At 65.5% G+C, this 16,860-nt stretch carries 17 protein-coding genes and 2 pseudogenes; 10 read left to right on the forward strand and 9 right to left on the reverse strand.

Translation table 11 applies throughout. The annotated features are described in order from the left end of the window. Positions 1-30: 30 nt before the first annotated feature. Positions 31-747, reverse strand: coding sequence for a WHG domain-containing protein (locus tag AB0H61_RS29340; protein WP_357310720.1), 717 nt, complete (start codon positions 745-747; stop codon positions 31-33). A gap of 154 nt (positions 748-901) precedes the next feature. On the opposite strand from AB0H61_RS29340, the gene AB0H61_RS29345 reads away from it, so the two are divergent. From AB0H61_RS29345 to AB0H61_RS29360, 4 genes are all read left to right on the forward strand, one after another. Next, positions 902-1,819, forward strand: a complete 918-nt coding sequence (locus AB0H61_RS29345; protein WP_357310722.1) for an NAD-dependent epimerase/dehydratase family protein — start codon at positions 902-904, stop codon at positions 1,817-1,819. Positions 1,820-2,169: 350 nt separating this feature from the next. Further along, positions 2,170-2,349 carry a hypothetical protein gene (locus AB0H61_RS29350; protein WP_357310724.1) on the forward strand — a complete coding sequence of 60 codons (180 nt, stop codon included), beginning with the start codon at positions 2,170-2,172 and terminating at the stop codon, positions 2,347-2,349. Positions 2,350-2,928: 579 nt separating this feature from the next. Next, positions 2,929-3,168, forward strand: a complete 240-nt coding sequence (locus AB0H61_RS29355) for a hypothetical protein (protein WP_357310726.1) — start codon at positions 2,929-2,931, stop codon at positions 3,166-3,168. A 138-nt stretch (positions 3,169-3,306) separates the two neighbouring features. Beyond that, on the forward strand, positions 3,307-3,465 hold the full coding sequence (locus AB0H61_RS29360) for a hypothetical protein (protein WP_357310728.1): 159 nt from the start codon (positions 3,307-3,309) through the stop codon (positions 3,463-3,465). Between the two features lie 33 nt (positions 3,466-3,498). Here the strand turns inward: AB0H61_RS29360 and AB0H61_RS29365 are convergent, their stop codons facing one another. Then, positions 3,499-4,146: a GNAT family N-acetyltransferase gene (locus tag AB0H61_RS29365; RefSeq protein WP_357310730.1), complete on the reverse strand. Its 648-nt coding sequence runs from the start codon at positions 4,144-4,146 to the stop codon at positions 3,499-3,501. A 94-nt stretch (positions 4,147-4,240) separates the two neighbouring features. Continuing rightward, the gene (locus AB0H61_RS29370) at positions 4,241-4,993 is read right to left on the reverse strand and encodes an alpha/beta hydrolase (RefSeq protein WP_357310731.1); all 753 of its coding nucleotides are present in this window, start codon (positions 4,991-4,993) and stop codon (positions 4,241-4,243) included. Positions 4,994-5,368: 375 nt separating this feature from the next. On the opposite strand from AB0H61_RS29370, the gene AB0H61_RS29375 reads away from it, so the two are divergent. Beyond that, positions 5,369-6,007, forward strand: a complete 639-nt coding sequence (locus AB0H61_RS29375; protein WP_357310733.1) for an NAD(P)H-binding protein — start codon at positions 5,369-5,371, stop codon at positions 6,005-6,007. Between the two features lie 12 nt (positions 6,008-6,019). Further along, positions 6,020-6,184: a hypothetical protein gene (locus AB0H61_RS29380; RefSeq protein ID WP_357310735.1), complete on the forward strand. Its 165-nt coding sequence runs from the start codon at positions 6,020-6,022 to the stop codon at positions 6,182-6,184. 49 nt (positions 6,185-6,233) lie between these two features. Here AB0H61_RS29380 and AB0H61_RS29385 read toward each other — a convergent pair whose 3' ends face one another. Together AB0H61_RS29385 and AB0H61_RS29390 are read right to left on the reverse strand one after the other, a co-directional pair. Further along, entirely contained in the window at positions 6,234-8,399 is a 2,166-nt protein-coding gene (locus tag AB0H61_RS29385) for an acyltransferase family protein (RefSeq protein WP_357310737.1), read from the reverse strand. 244 nt (positions 8,400-8,643) lie between these two features. After that, positions 8,644-9,042 (reverse strand): low affinity iron permease family protein, encoded by a 399-nt coding sequence (locus tag AB0H61_RS29390; RefSeq protein ID WP_357310739.1) that lies wholly within the window; start codon positions 9,040-9,042, stop codon positions 8,644-8,646. A 352-nt stretch (positions 9,043-9,394) separates the two neighbouring features. Here AB0H61_RS29390 and AB0H61_RS29395 point away from each other — a divergent pair, with 352 nt between their 5' ends. The 3 genes from AB0H61_RS29395 to AB0H61_RS29405 all read left to right on the forward strand — a co-directional run bounded on the left by AB0H61_RS29395 (position 9,395) and on the right by AB0H61_RS29405 (position 12,084). After that, the gene (locus tag AB0H61_RS29395) at positions 9,395-9,724 is read left to right on the forward strand and encodes a hypothetical protein (protein WP_357310741.1); all 330 of its coding nucleotides are present in this window, start codon (positions 9,395-9,397) and stop codon (positions 9,722-9,724) included. 105 nt (positions 9,725-9,829) lie between these two features. Next, positions 9,830-11,083, forward strand: a complete 1,254-nt coding sequence (locus AB0H61_RS29400) for an FAD-dependent monooxygenase (RefSeq protein WP_357310743.1) — start codon at positions 9,830-9,832, stop codon at positions 11,081-11,083. Positions 11,084-11,829: 746 nt separating this feature from the next. Beyond that, positions 11,830-12,084: a hypothetical protein gene (locus AB0H61_RS29405; protein ID WP_357310745.1), complete on the forward strand. Its 255-nt coding sequence runs from the start codon at positions 11,830-11,832 to the stop codon at positions 12,082-12,084. 500 nt (positions 12,085-12,584) lie between these two features. Here AB0H61_RS29405 and AB0H61_RS29410 read toward each other — a convergent pair whose 3' ends face one another. Then, positions 12,585-13,034, reverse strand: coding sequence for a transposase (locus AB0H61_RS29410; RefSeq protein ID WP_357310747.1), 450 nt, complete (start codon positions 13,032-13,034; stop codon positions 12,585-12,587). Positions 13,035-13,354: 320 nt separating this feature from the next. Between AB0H61_RS29410 and AB0H61_RS29415 the strand changes: the two genes are divergently transcribed. Further along, complete coding sequence (locus tag AB0H61_RS29415; RefSeq protein ID WP_357310749.1) at positions 13,355-14,227, forward strand: TIGR03621 family F420-dependent LLM class oxidoreductase; 873 nt, start codon at positions 13,355-13,357, stop codon at positions 14,225-14,227. A gap of 247 nt (positions 14,228-14,474) precedes the next feature. Here the strand turns inward: AB0H61_RS29415 and AB0H61_RS29420 are convergent, their stop codons facing one another. The 3 genes and pseudogenes from AB0H61_RS29420 to AB0H61_RS29430 form a co-directional block, all read right to left on the reverse strand. Next, positions 14,475-15,176: a transposase gene (locus AB0H61_RS29420; protein ID WP_357310799.1), complete on the reverse strand. Its 702-nt coding sequence runs from the start codon at positions 15,174-15,176 to the stop codon at positions 14,475-14,477. 3 nt (positions 15,177-15,179) lie between these two features. After that, positions 15,180-15,860: pseudogene (gene istB, locus AB0H61_RS29425) on the reverse strand (IS21-like element helper ATPase IstB); the annotation flags it as partial. Then, a pseudogene (locus tag AB0H61_RS29430) lies at positions 15,860-16,852 on the reverse strand (DDE-type integrase/transposase/recombinase); the annotation flags it as partial. The pseudogenes AB0H61_RS29430 and istB, both read right to left, overlap by 1 nt. Between the last annotated feature and the right edge of the window lie 8 nt (positions 16,853-16,860).

A 16,860-nucleotide genomic window follows, 5' to 3' on the forward strand; every position in this document is an offset into this window, starting at 1 on the left:
TCCTTATCAGGTGTACCGGCCTTCAGAGTTCTAGGCGTTCGGTAGTCCGACGAGGTCTGCCATGAGGTTCATCTGATGGTCGAAGTAGTCGGCCCGGGCTTCGATGGTGCCTTCGAGGCGGCCGAAGATCTCGAAGCTGACGGAACCGAAAAGTTGTGTCCAGGAAGTGAATACGCGGCCGAGTGTTTCCTCGGAGAGGTCGCCGGTGAGTTGTTCGGCCTGCGCTCGTTGCCTGATCAGCGCCCGTAGGTCCGCCCGGACGGGTGCGGGGAGAACCGTCGCCAGGGGTGGGGGGTCGATGCGTCCGGCGACTGTCGCGGCTGTCGCTATGTCGGCGAGCAGGAGAACGACGGTCGCGGCTGGGCGGATGGTGTCTTGCGGGGCGCTGTAGCCAGGGACCGGGCTTCCGTAGAGCAGGCCGTATTCGGTCGGGTGGGCCAGCGCCCAGTCGCGAACGGCGGTACAGGCGGCGATCCATTGGCCTCGGAAGTCGTCCTCCGAGATTGCCGCTGCGGCGGAAGTGGCCGCCGCGCCGAGGGATTCGTAGCCTTCCATGATCAGCGCGGTGAGCAGGTCGTCGCGGCTCGGGAAGTACCGATAGAGCGCCGACGCGACGACGCCCATATCGCGGGCGACGCCGCGCAGCGAGAGATTGGCCCCGTCCACGGCCAGACGTCGGCGCGCGACGGCCTTGATCTCCTCGATCATTTCCGTGCGGACACGGGCGCGTAGTGAAGGGGCGGACATACCCGCCAGTGTAGAGAACATATAACCAATAAGAGAACAGTCGATGGTTTCGAGAACACTGTTCTTGACAGCCTTCGACCTCGGCATCTACGGTGAAAGCATCGTGAGAACGATGTTCTCGGAACGGAACACTTGAACAGGATCGAGGACCGCTATGTCCCTGCACGTCGTCGTCGGAGCCGGACCCGTCGGCTCGGCCACCGCTCTACTGCTGGCCGAGCGGGGCGACGACGTTCGCCTTCTCACCCGCAGCGGATCGGGACCCGAGCATCCACGCATCGCGCGCATCCGGGTCGACGCCACCGACGCCGCGGCCCTCACCGCTCAGTGTGCGGGAGCGACCGCGATCCATCACTGCGCCGGGCTCGAATACGCCCGGTGGGCCACCGGTTTCCCACCGCTCATCCACGCCGCGATCAGCGCAGCGGAAGCCTCCGGCGCGCCACTGCTCACCGTCGGAAACCTCTATGGCTACGGCGAATTCGACGGTCCGGTCGACGAATCCCATCCACTGCGGCCCAACTCCGCCAAGGGGAGGTTGCGCGCCGATCTGTGGAACGAGGCCCTGGCCGCGCATCAGGCGGGCCGCATTCGTACCGCAGAGGTGCGCGGATCCGACTACCTTGGAGCCGAAGCCAACTCGACCTTCACAGCCGTGGTCTTGCCAGCCGCCACCGCAGGCAAGACCGCGCTGTTCCCCGGCGACCCCGACGCACCACACAGCTGGACAGCCATCGACGACATGGCACGCACCCTCGCCGCGGTGGCCGATGACGAAACCTCCTGGGGCAGAGCATGGCACGCGCCCACCGCCGCTCCCATGTCGGTCCGCGCCCTCGCCGACATGACCGCGACCCTCGCGGGCGCCTCCCCGGCACGAGTCCGCCGCATGCCGTCGGCACTGCTGTGGGCCGCCGGCCTGTTCAACGCCGACGCCCGTGAAATACGCGAATTGCGCTACCAATTCGACCGTCCGTTCGTGGTGGACTCCACGGCCGCGACCAAGAAATTCGGTATCGAACCCACACCGACCCGAGCAGCCCTGCAGGCCACGCTCGAGGGCAGGAGCTGAAGGGCACTGGTCGAACGCCTCTGCGGTTCCCGTGGACGCGCCAACCGACTCCATCCCCCGCTCGATCAACTCGGGTTGATTCGCAGCCGAGCCCGTTCGAGCAGTCCGTCGCTCGAGGTGCAAATTCGTCATAGACCCGTTCCGCACCCCAACTCGGCTGGTGAGTCATCCACACCGCCTGCACCGACTTCGTCCGGTGGCGTGCACGCGATGCTGCGGCAGCTACTGGTCGACCACCTCTTGCCAGACCCACGAAGACCGTGTTTGCGCACGCCAGAAGGCGCTGCGGGCTCGCTGGCCGGGTGAGACGTTGTACCCGATCCTCGACAGCTACTCGGCCCATAAGCGCCGTGAAGTGCGCCAATGGTGCGCTGGCCAACCAGGTCGAGCCGCTGTTCCCGGCGACCCACTCGTCGTGGCTGAACCACATCGGATGCGAGTTCGCCGCCCTGCGCCACTTCGCGTTGAACGGTACGGATCACCGCAGTCACGACCAGCAGGATGCGGTGATCCGTGACCTCATCCGCTGACGCGACCAGCACGCCGGACCTGTCCGCGACTTCGCCGTCGGTTCCAAGATCCGGCGCCCCGATTACCTACCGAAAGTTGCGTGACGCGGCACCAGCAAACTCGCTGGATACGCGACGGAGCGGTGGCGCACCTGCGGTTTTCTACAGCGGCTCCGACATTCCCCCTATACATAGTTAACCGAATGTGCGTAAACTGTGACCAAGCTGATATCAAAAAGACGGCCAGGGAGGTCGGCAGCCCTGTAGGGCGCTAGGTCGAAACGACCGCACGTCCCGCGAGTTGCCCATGAGGTCGGCGAGCAGAAGTCCGCAGTTGGCTCGCGACCCGCAGGCTTACCCTCTCGTCACCATAGTGAAGATCGACCCCCGCGACACCGCGGCGGACAGCAATAACGACACGGTGGCCGCGATTGCGTGACGCTGCCGAACAGCTGAGCGTTTCCACAACATCAGAACGTCTGCATCGGCGAGCCTCAGCGGCTCTCCCCGGGTCTGCACTACCCGACCACGTTGCCGGAACCCGATCCTCCTGTCCGAGAAATCGATTCACAAGATCACTACCGCCACGAAGGAGCTGCAATGCACAAGAAGGTCGAAGACGCACTACATCAGGATTTCAATCGCTGGAGCGAACTGGTCGACCGCGCCGCACACGCGGATAACGAATTCGAAAGGGAGAAACCCGCCTTGGCTGCGGGCGAGCTGGAAATGAAGTGGATCCGCACCGCCGCCGAAGACTGGAGAACACTGCACGACCAATGGTGCGAAAGGATCGACCGGACGCGATCAAGTGCGAAGTCCGAATACGCTCTGTTCTGAGCCATATCACCGAATCGACCTGCGCATGTGAACGGTCGAGGAGCATCACGAACTCGAGCGGTCTTGAACCGGCGACGTCTCAGATCGGCCGGTCACCGGTCAACTGATGCCGATGTCGTAAATGAAGTGCGACGGCATGTGTCCCATCGCCCGCATGACACCGACGAATCGGCGGCACGCGCGCTCAATGTCTCGGCGCGCAAGTTCCGCACCCATGTCGCCGACCTGATGGACCGGCTCGGCGCACGCACGCGATTCCAGGCCGCCCTGCTTGCCAAGGAACGCAACTGGCTCTGACCCGCCGCGAGCCTTCTGCCGTCCCATGCGTCCCTACATCTGCTCACCCGGCCGGACCATGGCCTGCTGGTGCACTCGCTCGTCCTGGTAGCGCATTCCGGGAATCAGCGGGGCCGAACCGATCGGAGTGAACCCCATACGGGTGAAAAACCTTACGGCCCGCACATTTTCGACCTGAGTCTGAAGATGACAGCCGGGCGAGCCGTTCTCGTCGAGCCGGGCGAACCATCGGTCCATGAGAGCGGCGGCGGCGCCGGTTCCGCGCGCGTCGGCCGCCACTGCGATGTGCAGGTGCGCGGGCCAGCGCGAGTCCTGGAAATCACCCGCGGTCGACTGGCGGCGAATCGCCGCGGCGAGGGTGTCGACCATGGCACGGCCGAAGAACCTGGCCGGAGTCGGACGCAGGAACAACCGGTAGGTGCGGATGGCCCGCTCGATCCGTTCGGCCTCGCTGGGAAACTTCGAGCTGTCCAGACAGCCCGTCAGATATCCGACGAGCTTGCCTCCCGCGACGGCCACGAACACGGACTCGGGTGCCAGATCCAGGTATGGATCGAGGTAGATCGACGCCTCGGATTCCGGATCGCTCCACAGCGACGCGACGGGCGAGCCCTCGCTCGCCCGAGTGAACAACTCTCGCAGCTCCTGCCGATCGGCGGCCTCGAAGTGGCGAATCTCCATGTGCGTCTTCCCTATCAGGATCGGACCTACCGCGGCCGGGCGAGGACGACCCGGTCGGCGATATTCGGTAGCGAGGGCATTCCGGTCGGCAGGTTCACAGGGTCCGGCCGAAGTGGGCGGCGACGGCATCGACGGCGACGGTGACCTGGGGTTCCTGATCGTAGAAGTCGAACTGGGTGCCCTGGGTCCAAGTAATATCCTTCCGTCCGGGCAGTCCGGCGTGAAAGCGGTGCGCGCCATCCGGGATGGCGGCGTCCTCGCTGTGTACGAGCAAGGTCGGCTGTCCGATGAGCGGAGCCAGCGCGATCGCGTCGTAGGTCAGCCAGTCGGCCCAGGACATGACGGCGAAACGGTTGGGCCAGGCCGAGATTCCGCCGCGGGCGGGGTTGAGGTAGAAGTCGATGTCGTAGGGCATGGCCGCGCGTTCGTCGGTGGCGCTGACCACCGGCACGTAGTCGATCTCGCCGGTCTCGTCGAATCGTGACCGCGCGTCGCGTGCGATCTCGATCTTGGCGGCGACCGCATCCGCCCCACCGTAGGCCTGCTCACAGATCGCCGCGTCGTGCAGCCATGGCGCCACCAGCGCCAGTGATTTCACCCGCATATCGTGAGCAGTGTTGTCGGACATGTACATTGCCGCAGCGCGGATGCCCAGCGCGCCCAGCCGATCACCGTCGACGGCGGGGTGCCCGGCCAGGAAGCTCACCGTGTGGTGGATGTCGCGAACCTTCCGTGCCGAGTTCTCGACATCGCGTGGCTCGCCCTGTGATTCGCCGAAGCCGGCGAAATCGAACGACAGAGCCGCATAGCCTTGCTCGGCGAGGCGTTGAGCGTAGCGGTCGGCCATCAATTCCTTGACGCTGGTCCACGTCCCGCCACCACCACACCCGGCGCCCGATCGCGGCCGACGGGCAAGAACAGATTTCCGGTGAGTTTCACACCGTCGCTGTCGAACTCGACCTTCATGGACTCGACTCCTCTTTCGAACGCCGTCGCCCGACGCCGCTCTCATCACTACACCGCTGATCCTTCAGTCATCCACGGAACGCACAAGATCGGAACCGGGCCATGCGCGCGCAAGTGTCGGTGCCATCCAGGCGATCCATACCGCACATCCTGGCCACCCGCCGACCGAAGGCGGAAGAGAACAAGCTGCACGATTGCCTGCAGGAACCTGCAATGGTCGACGCGAAATCTCTTGGGTGCTACAAGAATTGGCGCAATGATTCTCGTGACAGGAGCGACCGGCAATGTCGGCGCGGAAGTTGTGCAAGCCCTGGCCACAGCCGGCGAGCCCGTACAGGCGCTGGTGCGCGATCCCCAGCCAGCCATTGTGCCCCGAGGGGTAGACGCCGTGGTTGGCGATCTCACCTCACCAGAGACACTGAATTTCGAGGGCGTGCGCGCGCTGTTCCTGCTGCCCGGTTACCAGGGTGTCGCCCAGGCGGCGGCGAAGGCGGGTGTCGAGCACATCGTGCAACTCTCCGGTGTTTCCGCGGGTACCGGCGACACCTCCAACGCCATCACCCGCTACATGATGACCTCCGAGCGGGAGGTCACCGAGTGCGGTGCGGCGTGGACCATCCTGCGGCCCTGTGCCTTCGCCTCCAACGCTCTGCGCTGGCTCCCCCAGTTGCGCGATGGGGACGTGATTCGGGCGCCGTTCCCCGAGGTCCGTACGGCCTCTCTGGATCCACAGGATCTCGGTGCCGTCGCCGCCACCATATTGCGCGAAAACAGTCGTCACGGCGAAATCCTCTGGCCCACGGGACCGGAGCCACTCACACCCACCGAGCAGGTGGCGATGCTGGCCGAGGCCACCGGCCGCGATCTCACCTGCCAGGGCCTCACCGATGACTAGGCCCGCGCCGAGATGCTCCGAACCACTCCGATCGAGTACGTGGACGCCTCCTTCGACTTCTACGTGAACGGGGCCATCGATGAATCCATCGTCCGCCCAACGGTGGAAGAGGTCACTGGCCGGGCACCGCGCACCTTCGGACAGTGGGCCGTAGCCCACGCGGACGCCTTCCGCTGATCAGCCGGCGGCCAGATCGCAGGACCCCGCTCGGACCCGCGTGGCCCGCTCAACCAGTGGCGAGCGCACGGTCGGCAAGTGCGCCGATGACCGGTCCGAGCGTTCTGGCGTAACTGACGGTGAGGTGATTGTCGTCGCGGTACACGAGGTTGTCGCCGATGATGAGGGGGCAGCGGGCGGCGGTGCAGAACAGCGAGGTCAGATCGGCGTACTGGCCGCCGGCGCCGATAGTCGCCGCCTGCTCGGCCGCGATACCCGCGTCGTCGATCGCGACCGGCCGCGTCGGCGTGCATGCCAGGACATCGTCGAGATGTCCGGACAGGCAGACCGGCACGGTGGTGTGCGGATCGGGGATCGACCCCAGGACCAGGACCGCCGCACCGGTCGCTCGCAGCCGACCGACCAGGCGGTTCAGGCTGTCGACCCAGGCCTGGTCGTAGGAGACGAAGCCGAAGTCGCCGCCGTAGCGCCGGGACATGCTCAGCACGATCAGCCGGGGACGTTCGGCCTCCAGCCGGGTCAGGATCTGGCCGCGCCACTGCTCGCATTCGGTGTACTCCCGGCCCAGATAAGGGCTGGTGATGGGTAGGTCGAGCAGCGGGCAGGTGACCTTGGCCATGGTTTCCAGCCGCCAGTGCCGTGCCGCGGCGATCAGCTCGAACGCCGGATGCCACATCGCCGCATGGGAATCCCCGACCAGGGCCACTGTGGTGGCTGCGTCCGGATCGCCGGAGGCGCACTCGGCCTGTCCCAGATCACGCCATGATCGCACGCAGCCGTCGAGGAAGACGCTTGCCTTGTCGCCGGGAGCGTCGGCGAGCGAGGGGGTGAGATTCGAAGGAACAGCGCGGATTTCGGCCGATGCGGCGACTGCGTCCTGGGTCGTTACCGTCAGCTGCCGGAGCACCGCGTCGCGCGGGTCGGCGCCGGGAGTGGCCGGTGTGGCGGGCGCGGCGAGCGTGAGCGCCGCGGCTGCCGCGCCACGCCCGACCGGGGCGGGAATGAGCACGAGCAGCGTCAGTGCCACACCACCGGCGACCGCCGTGATCGCGCCGCCACAGGCGAGGCTGCGCGCGGCCGACGTTCGCAACGGGGCGGCGAGGCGGACAGGATTCTCGACCAGCCATAACGTGAGCATGGCGAGTCCGCCCGCCATCATGATCGCGCCCATCGAGCCGCCCGGTCCGAGCTGGTGCCCGAGCACGTGCGGCGCCAGCAGTAGTACAGGCCAGTGCCACAGATACCAGGAGTACGAGACGCGGCCGATCGCCCGCATTCCACGCAGCGCCAGTCCTCGACCGACCCCGAATCGTGTGTCGACGCAACCGGATACGATCACCAGGGCAGTACCGAGGACGGGCAGCATGGCCGCGGTGCCCGGATACGGCGTCTTCCCGTTCAGCTGGGAACACGCCGCGACGATGAGGATGAGCCCGATCCATCCGGCAGGGGCGGCGACCGATTTCGGCAGCCGGGACCACGCGCCGGCCAGCAGCGCGATCATGCCGCCCGCGGCCAGCTCCCATGCTCGCGTCGGTAGTGAGAAGAACGCCCACGACGGCAGCGCGCGGGTCGACATCAGCGAGATCGCGAAGGAGAGCGCGGCGACAACCGCGAGAACGATCAGGTACGGGAACCGAGCGGCCGATCCGATCCGGCTCCGCCGCGCGAACCAGGCCGTGACGGCTATCAGCACGGGCCACAACAGATAGAACTGTTCCTCCACACCCAGCGACCAGAAGTGCTGAAACGGCGAAGGAAGACTGTCGACGGCAAGGTAGTCGGTGCCGCGCAGCGCGAGCCGATAGTTCCCGGCGTACAAGGCGCTGGCGATCCCATCGCCGAGCACCTGTCGAGCCTGTAGCGGCGGCAGCAGTACGGCCGCGCCGATCGCGGTGGCGACCAGCACGACGCCCGCCGCGGGCAGCAGACGGCGGGCCCGCGCTCCGTAGAATCGGATCAGCCCGACACTGCCGGTGGCAGCCGCGTCCCGGAAGAGAATTCCGGTAACGAGGAAGCCGGAAACGACGAAAAAGACATCGACACCAACGAATCCGCCCTCGAACCCGGACATGTTCGCATGGAAAAGCACAACGGCGAGTACGGCGACCGCCCGCAACCCCTCGATGTCGGGCCGAAATCGTTCGCGCGGCGTCGCGTCGTATGCGCGATCATCCTGCCGATTTGTCAATCCGCCGATCGCCGCCACCGTCATGGCGGCATTGTTCTCGATCTTGCTAGCTAAGTCACGGCAACTCACCGCGTACCAGATTTCCCGGGCTGACCTTCCGGGCTTATAGGCAGATCGAGTGCAGGATCGGGATTTTCACTATGCGTTGACAGCGGCACCGCGGAGTTGCCGCATGTGGGTTCTGTGATGTTCGGCGAAGTCGCGGATGACGGGCCCCGATCATTGGGCAGCGGACTTGGCCGCCGGTGAATCCCCGTACAACCACATTTCAGTGGCGCTCTTCGAGGCCAACAGCTTCCCGCAGCCGCTCCGCGGCCGTTCGAAGCTCGGAATCGTTGAACGCGGATGACGCCAGCAGCGCCGCCAGCGCCTCGGCGATGACATTGAGCTTCTCTTGCGCGGCCTCGCTTGCGCGGCGACTGGAGTTCTCGAGCAGCACCACCAACAGCAGCGTGAAAACGCTCGCAACGGTATGAATGGCAACTTGCCAAGTCTTGAGGTCCGTCCACCATGGCAAGCTGATCAGCCACGCCACGACGATCCCCGCACAGACGAAGAAGAACGGAGCCTGACTCACTCGCAGTTCGACCTGCTCGACGAACCGGTCGAACGGCGACCGGCGATCACCTCCGCGACGGCTTCGTGCGGCCTCGCTGCGTCGCTCCATCACCGGAATTTTAGTCGCATCTCACCCTCACCACATCCGGACAATCCCGCTCGCCGACGCGCATCACCGCCAACGGCATTTCATTGCGACATGCACGGTAAGCACCGACTGCCACGTCGGGTTGAGTCCAGTCGGTCACGGCCTTGGGTCCGCTCCGTCGACGCTCGTTAGTCGCGCCCTTTTGCGACCTTCGCCACCGGCTCCCTCCGGCAAGGAGTACGCGGGCATCCTCGGGTTGGGCAACGGTCGGGAATGTGGCGGGCATTATAGTTGAGTCAACGCGCCGACTTCTAGAGCTCGGCGAAACCGCGTAGAATTCGGGCAGGTCGGGACAGCATTTTGGAGCCCTATCATGACCGAGAGAAAGAATTCACACACGAAGGTCGCCCGGTTGGCGGCCGCTGCCGGTATAGCCGCAGTTGCTGCGGTTCCGGTCGTCGCAGCCGCGGCGCAAGCGCCTACCGCGCACGCAACGACGCCCACATCTGCAACCCAACTCGTCGACAGCCCCGGTTGGGGTCACGGCCCCGGCTGGGGATGGAATCCCGGCTGGTGGGGTGGCCGGGGCGGTTGGGGTTGGGGTGGCTGGGGTTGGGGCGGTTGGGGTGGCTGGGGTTGGGGTGGCTGGGGCTGGGGCGGTTGGGGCTGGGGTGGCTGGGGCTGGGGCGGCTGGGGCCGCTAGCGCCGGTGACTGAGCCCGGACACGCACAGCGTGCCGGGCTCAATTGCATCGAGTACCGATCATGTGAAGCCAGGTTCGACCAACCGGGCTGAAGCTGGTGACGAGATGAAGATTGTGTGTATCGGTGGCGGGCCGGCCGGGTTGTACTTCGCTATTTCGATGAAGCGGCGCGACCCGGCCCATGACATCACGGTGATCGACCGCGATCCCCCCGGATCCACCTACGGCTGGGGCGTCGTGTACTGGGACGACCTGCTCGACATTCTGTATCGGAATGACCCCGACAGCGCCCAGGCGGTACGTGCCGGGTCGGTCCTATGGCGTGAACAGGCAATCCATGTGCGCGACAACCAGACCGCACATTTCGGGGGCTACGGGTTCAGCATGGGGCGCGCGGCATTGCTCGACGTACTTTCCCGACGGGCGAGCGACCTGGGCGTCGATGTCCAGCACAGCCGAGAGGTCCACGATCTGTCCGGCTTCGACGACACTGATCTCATCGTCGCCTCCGACGGCGCGAACAGCCGGGTACGGCAGCTGGGTAACCATCGTTTCAGCACGTCCGTCACACTCGGCGAGAATCGATATATCTGGCTCGGTACGGACAAGGTCTTCACCCGATTTACCTTCGCCTTCGAACACACCTCGGCCGGTTGGATCTGGTTCCATGCCTACCCGTCGGTTGCCGAAAAAATCAGCACCTGCATCGTCGAGTGTCAACCGCAGACTTGGCATGGACTGGGATTCGATTCCCTGGACAACATGGAGAACTTGCGTGTTCTGGAGAACATATTCACGCGCCTTCTCGACGGTCACTCGTTGATCAGCAAGACACGAGGCGAGTTCGCAAGGTGGAGCCGCTTTCCCGAGGTAACCAACAAGACCTGGTATCACGACAACGTGGTGCTGCTCGGCGATGCAGCACACACGACGCACTTCACCATCGGTTCGGGCACCCGGTTGGCAATCGTCGACGCCGTCGTGCTCGCACAGAACCTGTACGAGCATGCCGAGGTGTCCGACGCGCTGGAGAACTACGATGCGCAGCGGCGTGCTGCGCTGCGCCCGATACAGGCCGCCGCCCGTACCAGCATGGTCTGGTTCGAACACGCCGACCGGTATCTCGACCGCAGCGCCGTGCAATTCGCCTATGCGATGGCAGCTCGGCACGGACCACAAATGCCGTGGCGATATCAGCTACACCTGCTCACACAGGTACCCACTGTGCGCAAGATCCGGCGTGCCGTCAACTCCGGACAGCGGTGGTGGCGGGCCGCCCGACGGGGGGAGCTCGCGATGGCACTGCCCTCGCCACGACGCCCACCCGAACCGAACCCGACCGATCAGTCGATGCCCTGATCCCGCACAAGCCGGGCACAGGGCAGCAACTATTCAACTACTCGACCGATCTGCCGCCGTGGGGCGAAATAGAAACACAGCGGTGTCGACGACGCGGTTCCAGTTGTGGTGACGCCTTGCGGGATCCCCCCGGTGTCAGCGGAATCGTCAATATGTCAACGGCATGCGAATCCTGGATCAGGCACAATTTTCGTGATACTGGCGGTCGAATTTGTTCAGTCGCTCAACAGGATTCGCTTCCGGAGTAGACCCGGTTTTACTCGGCCGAACATCTGGCGTTTGATCATCTTGATCCGTTGACGTGTCCATCGACCGATCCGCTGCTCCAGGGCAGCGTCAAACCCGCAGTGACAGCGTCGAAGTCGCGGCGCAGGCCGCGGCCATCAGCCGCTACCGAGACCAACTCCTGCCCACCTCCCGCGCACCCGACGTCGTCTGAGTCCGCGAATCCCTCCGTGCTCGCTTGCGCGCCGCCGTCCTCAAATCTCGAGACCCGGCCATCCTCGGCTGGTGGATAGCCTCCGTAGACGGCCGCGACGTGGGCGGACTATCCAGCTTCGCTGGAACGAGATTCGTCGCTGTACGCACAGGTGCGAGCCCAACTCGCCGTACTGGAACGGGATCTGACCGGTCGATGAGGAAGGGGCCGCGGTCGATGACCGTCGAGTCGCCCCTGGAATCGGCGGGTGTTGCCATGCTGCGTGCGCTGATAGAACGGTGTGAGATCCCGCAACGGAAGGAACCCAATGGAGCGAACAATTCCCGCGACTGCCGCGCCGGTACGCCGCACCCTGGTTGTAGCGCTGATTGCCGCGGCGATCGGGGCGCCGAGCGCGGTGACGGCGACTGCCGAGGCGCCGCCGACTCGGGATGACGGCTTTTGCATCGATGAGAAGACGCGCGTGCGCAACGGGTCGCGCGTCAGTGACCCCAGTTGCATTCATGACCACGGCCGCTTCCACAATCACGAGCGCTTCCATATTCCGCCGACTCATTCTTGAACCCGGCTACCTCCCGAAGGTTGGGGCTTCATGACCACAGACGCGCACGCGGTGCAAGGTCAGGTGCCCGTGCGTCGCGGCCACCTCGGCAGTCACTTCGAAGCCGAGCCGCCGGTAGAACCGTAGGTTGCGCTCATCCGAGGTTTCCAGAAACGCAGGGACACCGGCCTGCTCGGCGGCTTGCATGCCGGGCAATACGACGGCTTCACCAAAACCCTTGCCTTGCGCCGATAGCCGCAGCCCCGTCCGTGTCGGGATGCGTCCACACCCGCCACCGCGTCACCATCGTCGGCGACCCAGACCCGACCGTGTTTCAACCCGACGTGTCCCACCAACAGCCGCTGCATCGCGCTCACTCGTTCGGGATGCCACCACATGACGTAACCAGAGATAGTCGGCAAAAGCCCCTCCCAACGTCTCGGTAGCACGGGGTGTCAACACCGCGCCAATGCTGGATCGGGCACAAATTTCGTGATTCGCATGCCGGGATATTCAGTCGCTCAACAGGATTCGCTTCCTGAGAAGGTCGGTTTTCGCGCGGCCGAACATCTGCCGTCGAGCATCTTGATGCGGTTGACGTGCCCTTCGACTGTTCCGCTGCTCCAGGACATGGTCAGCCCGGCGGTGACCGCGTCCTGGTCGCAGCGCAAGCCTCGGACGAACGAGTGCAGGGCTGGCTGGTCATCGTTGTCGACGGCGGTCATCCACTGTTCGAGATCTCGCCCGCGCCGCTGGGCCATGATCTCGGCGAAATCGCGGACATGCCCGGTCAACGCGGCAAGTTGCGGGCTGGCGGCCAGGATCGCGTCGAGGCGGGCCCGATGCTCGGGAGCGAGGGCGTCGGGGTTGGTCATGATCCCGCTGACGACTTTCCGAACGGTCGGTGGCTTGGGTGGCGGGGCCGGGATATGCGCAAGGGCACGGAAGGGCTGCAGGTAGTTGCGCACCATCTTCTCGCTGCCCCGATAGCCGTGCGCCCTGATCTCCTCGAATAGCTGAGTTGCGTTGGTGCAGCCCTCGTGGTTCTGGCCAACTTTCCGTGATCAGGTCTGGAGCCGCGGCCCCCGTGCGAGTACCCGCCGCAACCCCATGGCTGCGAGCGAAGGGCCTTGCCACCCAATCGATCCGAGCCAGATTTCGGACAGTCGACCAACGAGTGCCCAGCGGCATTGCAGTGCGTCGTGGTGTCCGCCTTGCCGAGTGGTCCGGGTCCGCTGCCGACGAGACGCTGGTGCGGTGTCGACTGCGCGGGTGGTGGTAGAAACGAGACATGGTTGGTTTTCGCTTCGGGGTCAACATTGCGTTCCCGAATTCGCCTTCGAAGTGGGTAAGTCAAGCTCGCCGTGCGGAGATGCTCGGTTACGACGTACTCGCGGTGCCCGATCACCTCGGTGTGCTGGCTCCGTTGCCGACGTTACTGCTGGCGGCGCAGGCTACCGAGCGAATTCGGCTGGGCACCTTCGTGTTGAACACGCCGTTCTACAATCCGGTGCTGCTCGCTCGCGATATCGCCGCACTCGACCAGTTCAGTGGGGGCAGGGTCGAGCTGGGGCTGGGCGCGGGATACGTAGAGGGCGAATTCGACGCCGCCGCAATACCGTTCGCGGGCGCAGGCGCCCGCATCGACCATGTCGAGCAGACTGTGCTCACCATGCGCAAGCTCTACGCCGACCCCGGCTACCGGCCGGCGCCCACGCGTCCGGAAGGCCCGGCGTTGCTGATCGCCGGATGGGGAAAACGGTTGCTGCGCATGGCCGCTCAGCACGCCGATGTGGTGAGTCTGTCCGGTGCCGTGCCCGCGAAATCCGGGCTGCCGACCGCCGCCGACCCGGACACGCTCGCCGAACGCGCCGAGTACGTGCGCGGCTTGCTCGGTGAGCGTCACGATCAGGTGGAAATCAACGTCGCCATCTGGGGCGTGGCCTCCCCGTCCGAACGCGACACCCTTGGCCAACAGGTGCGCGCGTTTCTGCCCGGATTCACCGACGACCAGATCGATGCCACCCCCACGGTCATGGTCGGCACTCCTCGGCAGATCGCCGAAAACGTGCGCGAATTCCGCGAGCGCCACGGAATCACGTATTTCACTGTGCAGGAACCGGCTATGGAGAGATTCGCACCGGTCATCGAACTACTGAAGTAGCCCGGCCCGAGCGGTTGCAGCAGCGGGCCGCCAGCAGGACGACATCCAGCCGGATCACGGTCCCACTGGGTCGAATAGCGCGCGTTGGCCGGTTGCGCCCGCCTCGCTCCGACACCGGCGCACGTCGCCGGTCTGACCATGCGCTGGAACTCCGGTCCGGTCGAGGGATGGGTCAATCACATCAAAATGATCAAGAGACAGATGTTCGGCAGGGCTGGCCTTCCACTGCTACGCAAACGCGTGCTTCTCACGGCCGCGCAACGATGACGCCAGATCTGTGGTTCTGTGGCACAACACCTTTCGTCACGGAAAGTGGGCCAGAACCGCCCTCGTTCCACCGTCGATGCAGGTCGGGTTTGTATGCCTCGAGCAGGCTGATGCGGTATCCGGTGCGGTTGTGGACCAGCAGCTCATCGGCCGATTCAGCGCGGGCGAAGCGGCGCGCGGTGCCGCGAGCCAGCCCGAGCTCGCGGCTGATCGCGCGGATCGTCGTGCCCTCAGCCAGCAGTGCATGGACCTGTGCCCACCGCTGTCGAGTGCGCACCGCTGTGCGATCCTGCCGTTGGTCGGGCGCGACAGGCCCGCAATGTATTCCGGCGGCGATCTCGGTGATGTCGGGCCGGTTCTGTGACTCGGGATCGGCGGTCGCGGCGGCCAGGTCGGCGCGGTGACGTGCCACTGTGCGCTCGACCGCTTCGCCGAGGTTGTGCCAGATATGCCATCGATCGGCCACCTGCAGCGCCTGTGGCGCTCCAGCGGCAGCGCCCTCGGCGTAGGCACCGGCCCGGTCCCGGCAGACGATCTCCACGCCCGGGTGGGCTCGCAACCACGCCGCGAGGGTCTCGGCGGTCCGATCGCCGAGTACCTCGATCGGGCGGCGGGTCTGCATATCTATCAGGATCGTTCCGTAATGGTGCCCGCGACGCAGGGCGAAGTCGTCGACGCCCAGAACGAAGACCTCGCCCCAGCGGCCGAAGACCTTGTTGCTGGTCACGATCAGGCTGGCTCGTTCGTAGCGCGAGGAGACGAGCTGGAAGAACAGGTTGGCGGCTTCGTTCTCGAACGGGATGTAGCCGACCTCGTCCACGACCAGCAGCGGGTAGCGGCCGAGCTTGATCAGCTCGGCCTGCAACCGTCCCGCGTGATGCGCCTCGGCCAGGCGTGAGACCCAGTCGGCGGCGGTGGCGAACGCGACCCGGTGCCCGGCCTGGCAGGCTCTGATCGCCAGCCCGATCGCGAGGTGGGTCTTGCCGGTGCCGGGCGGACCCAAGAAGACCACGTTCTCCTTCGCGGTGACGAAATCCAATGTGCCCAGGTGGGCGATAACGTCGCGTTTGAGGCCACGCGAGTGGCCGAAGTCGAACTCCTCCAATGATTTCCGGTAGGGGAAGCGAGCAGATCGGATGCGGCCTTCGCCGCCGTGGGACTCACGAGCGGAGACCTCCCGCTGCAGGCAAGCGAGCAGGAATTCCTCGTGACTCCAGTTTTCGGCGCGGGCGCGTTCAGGCAGCCGTTCGGCGGCCTCCCGCAGCGACGGCGCTTTCAACGCGCGGGTGAGGAAGTTCAGCTCGGCGGTGAAATCCCGACGTGTCGTGGCAGATGTTTTGGTGGTTGTTCTGGTTCGGCCGGGTATCAGGCCACCCCGCCTTCGGTGTCGAGGTCGACCCCGAGAGCGGTGTCGTAGTCGGTCAGGCACCGCTGTTCGACCTCTGGCTCGGGCGCCGACCGCAGGACGCCGATGCGGCTGCGCCGCAACGCTTTCGCCGCGGCCACGTGATCGGGGTCGGAGATCGTTTGATGCCATGCCAAGATCCGTTCGTGATCGGCGACGACCCGCCCGCCTGAGAACACCCGGACCCGGTCGAGGTCGGCAACGATCTCGATGCGGCGCCCGACCACCGCCGGATGCACCGAGTAGTCGTTGGAATCCAAACGGATGTAGTGGTCACGCGCCAGTCGACCCGACCGCCGCCAGCCGGTCTCCGGCGCCACCGGCGGCAACATCGACATCGCCTGCCGGTCAGCGGTGATCCGATCGGTTGGTGCGCAGCCCAACGCCCGCCGCGGTCGGGCGTTCACCAACTCCAGCCACTGGCCCAGTTGTGTGTTGAAATCGGTGGGGCCGTTGAAGGTTCGGCCCGGAAGAAACGAGCGTTCCAGGTAGTCGTGGGCCCGTTCGATCATGCCTTTCGCTTCCGGATCGGCGGGCCTGCAGACGATCACCTTCGCACCCAACGTCCCCCGGAATGCCTGGCATTCGGTGGTCAGTTCGCTGCGTCCGCCGCGCCAGCGGCCAATCGCGCCTTCACCGTCCCAAACCAAAACCTTTGGCACCGAGCCCAACCGGTGGATATGCGCCCACCAGCCGGCGAACAGGTCCTCCGCATGCCGGGTCGGGATCAGCAGCGCCATCAGCCACCGCGAATAGCCAAGCACTATGGTCAGCACCGGCAGCTGTTTCGGGCCCCGGACCTGTCCGAACCCGACCGGCAACTCGATCGGCGGGAACCAGAAATCGCACTGGGCGATCTCGCCTGCGACATACGCCGTGCGCGAGGCCGGGTCCGGCGGCAGATACGCCGGACGCAGCTCGGCGACCTGGCCCGAGAGCACCCGGATCGAGCGGGCGGCGG

This window comes from Nocardia sp. NPDC050710 (assembly GCF_040654375.1).
GTDB lineage: Bacteria > Actinomycetota > Actinomycetes > Mycobacteriales > Mycobacteriaceae > Nocardia.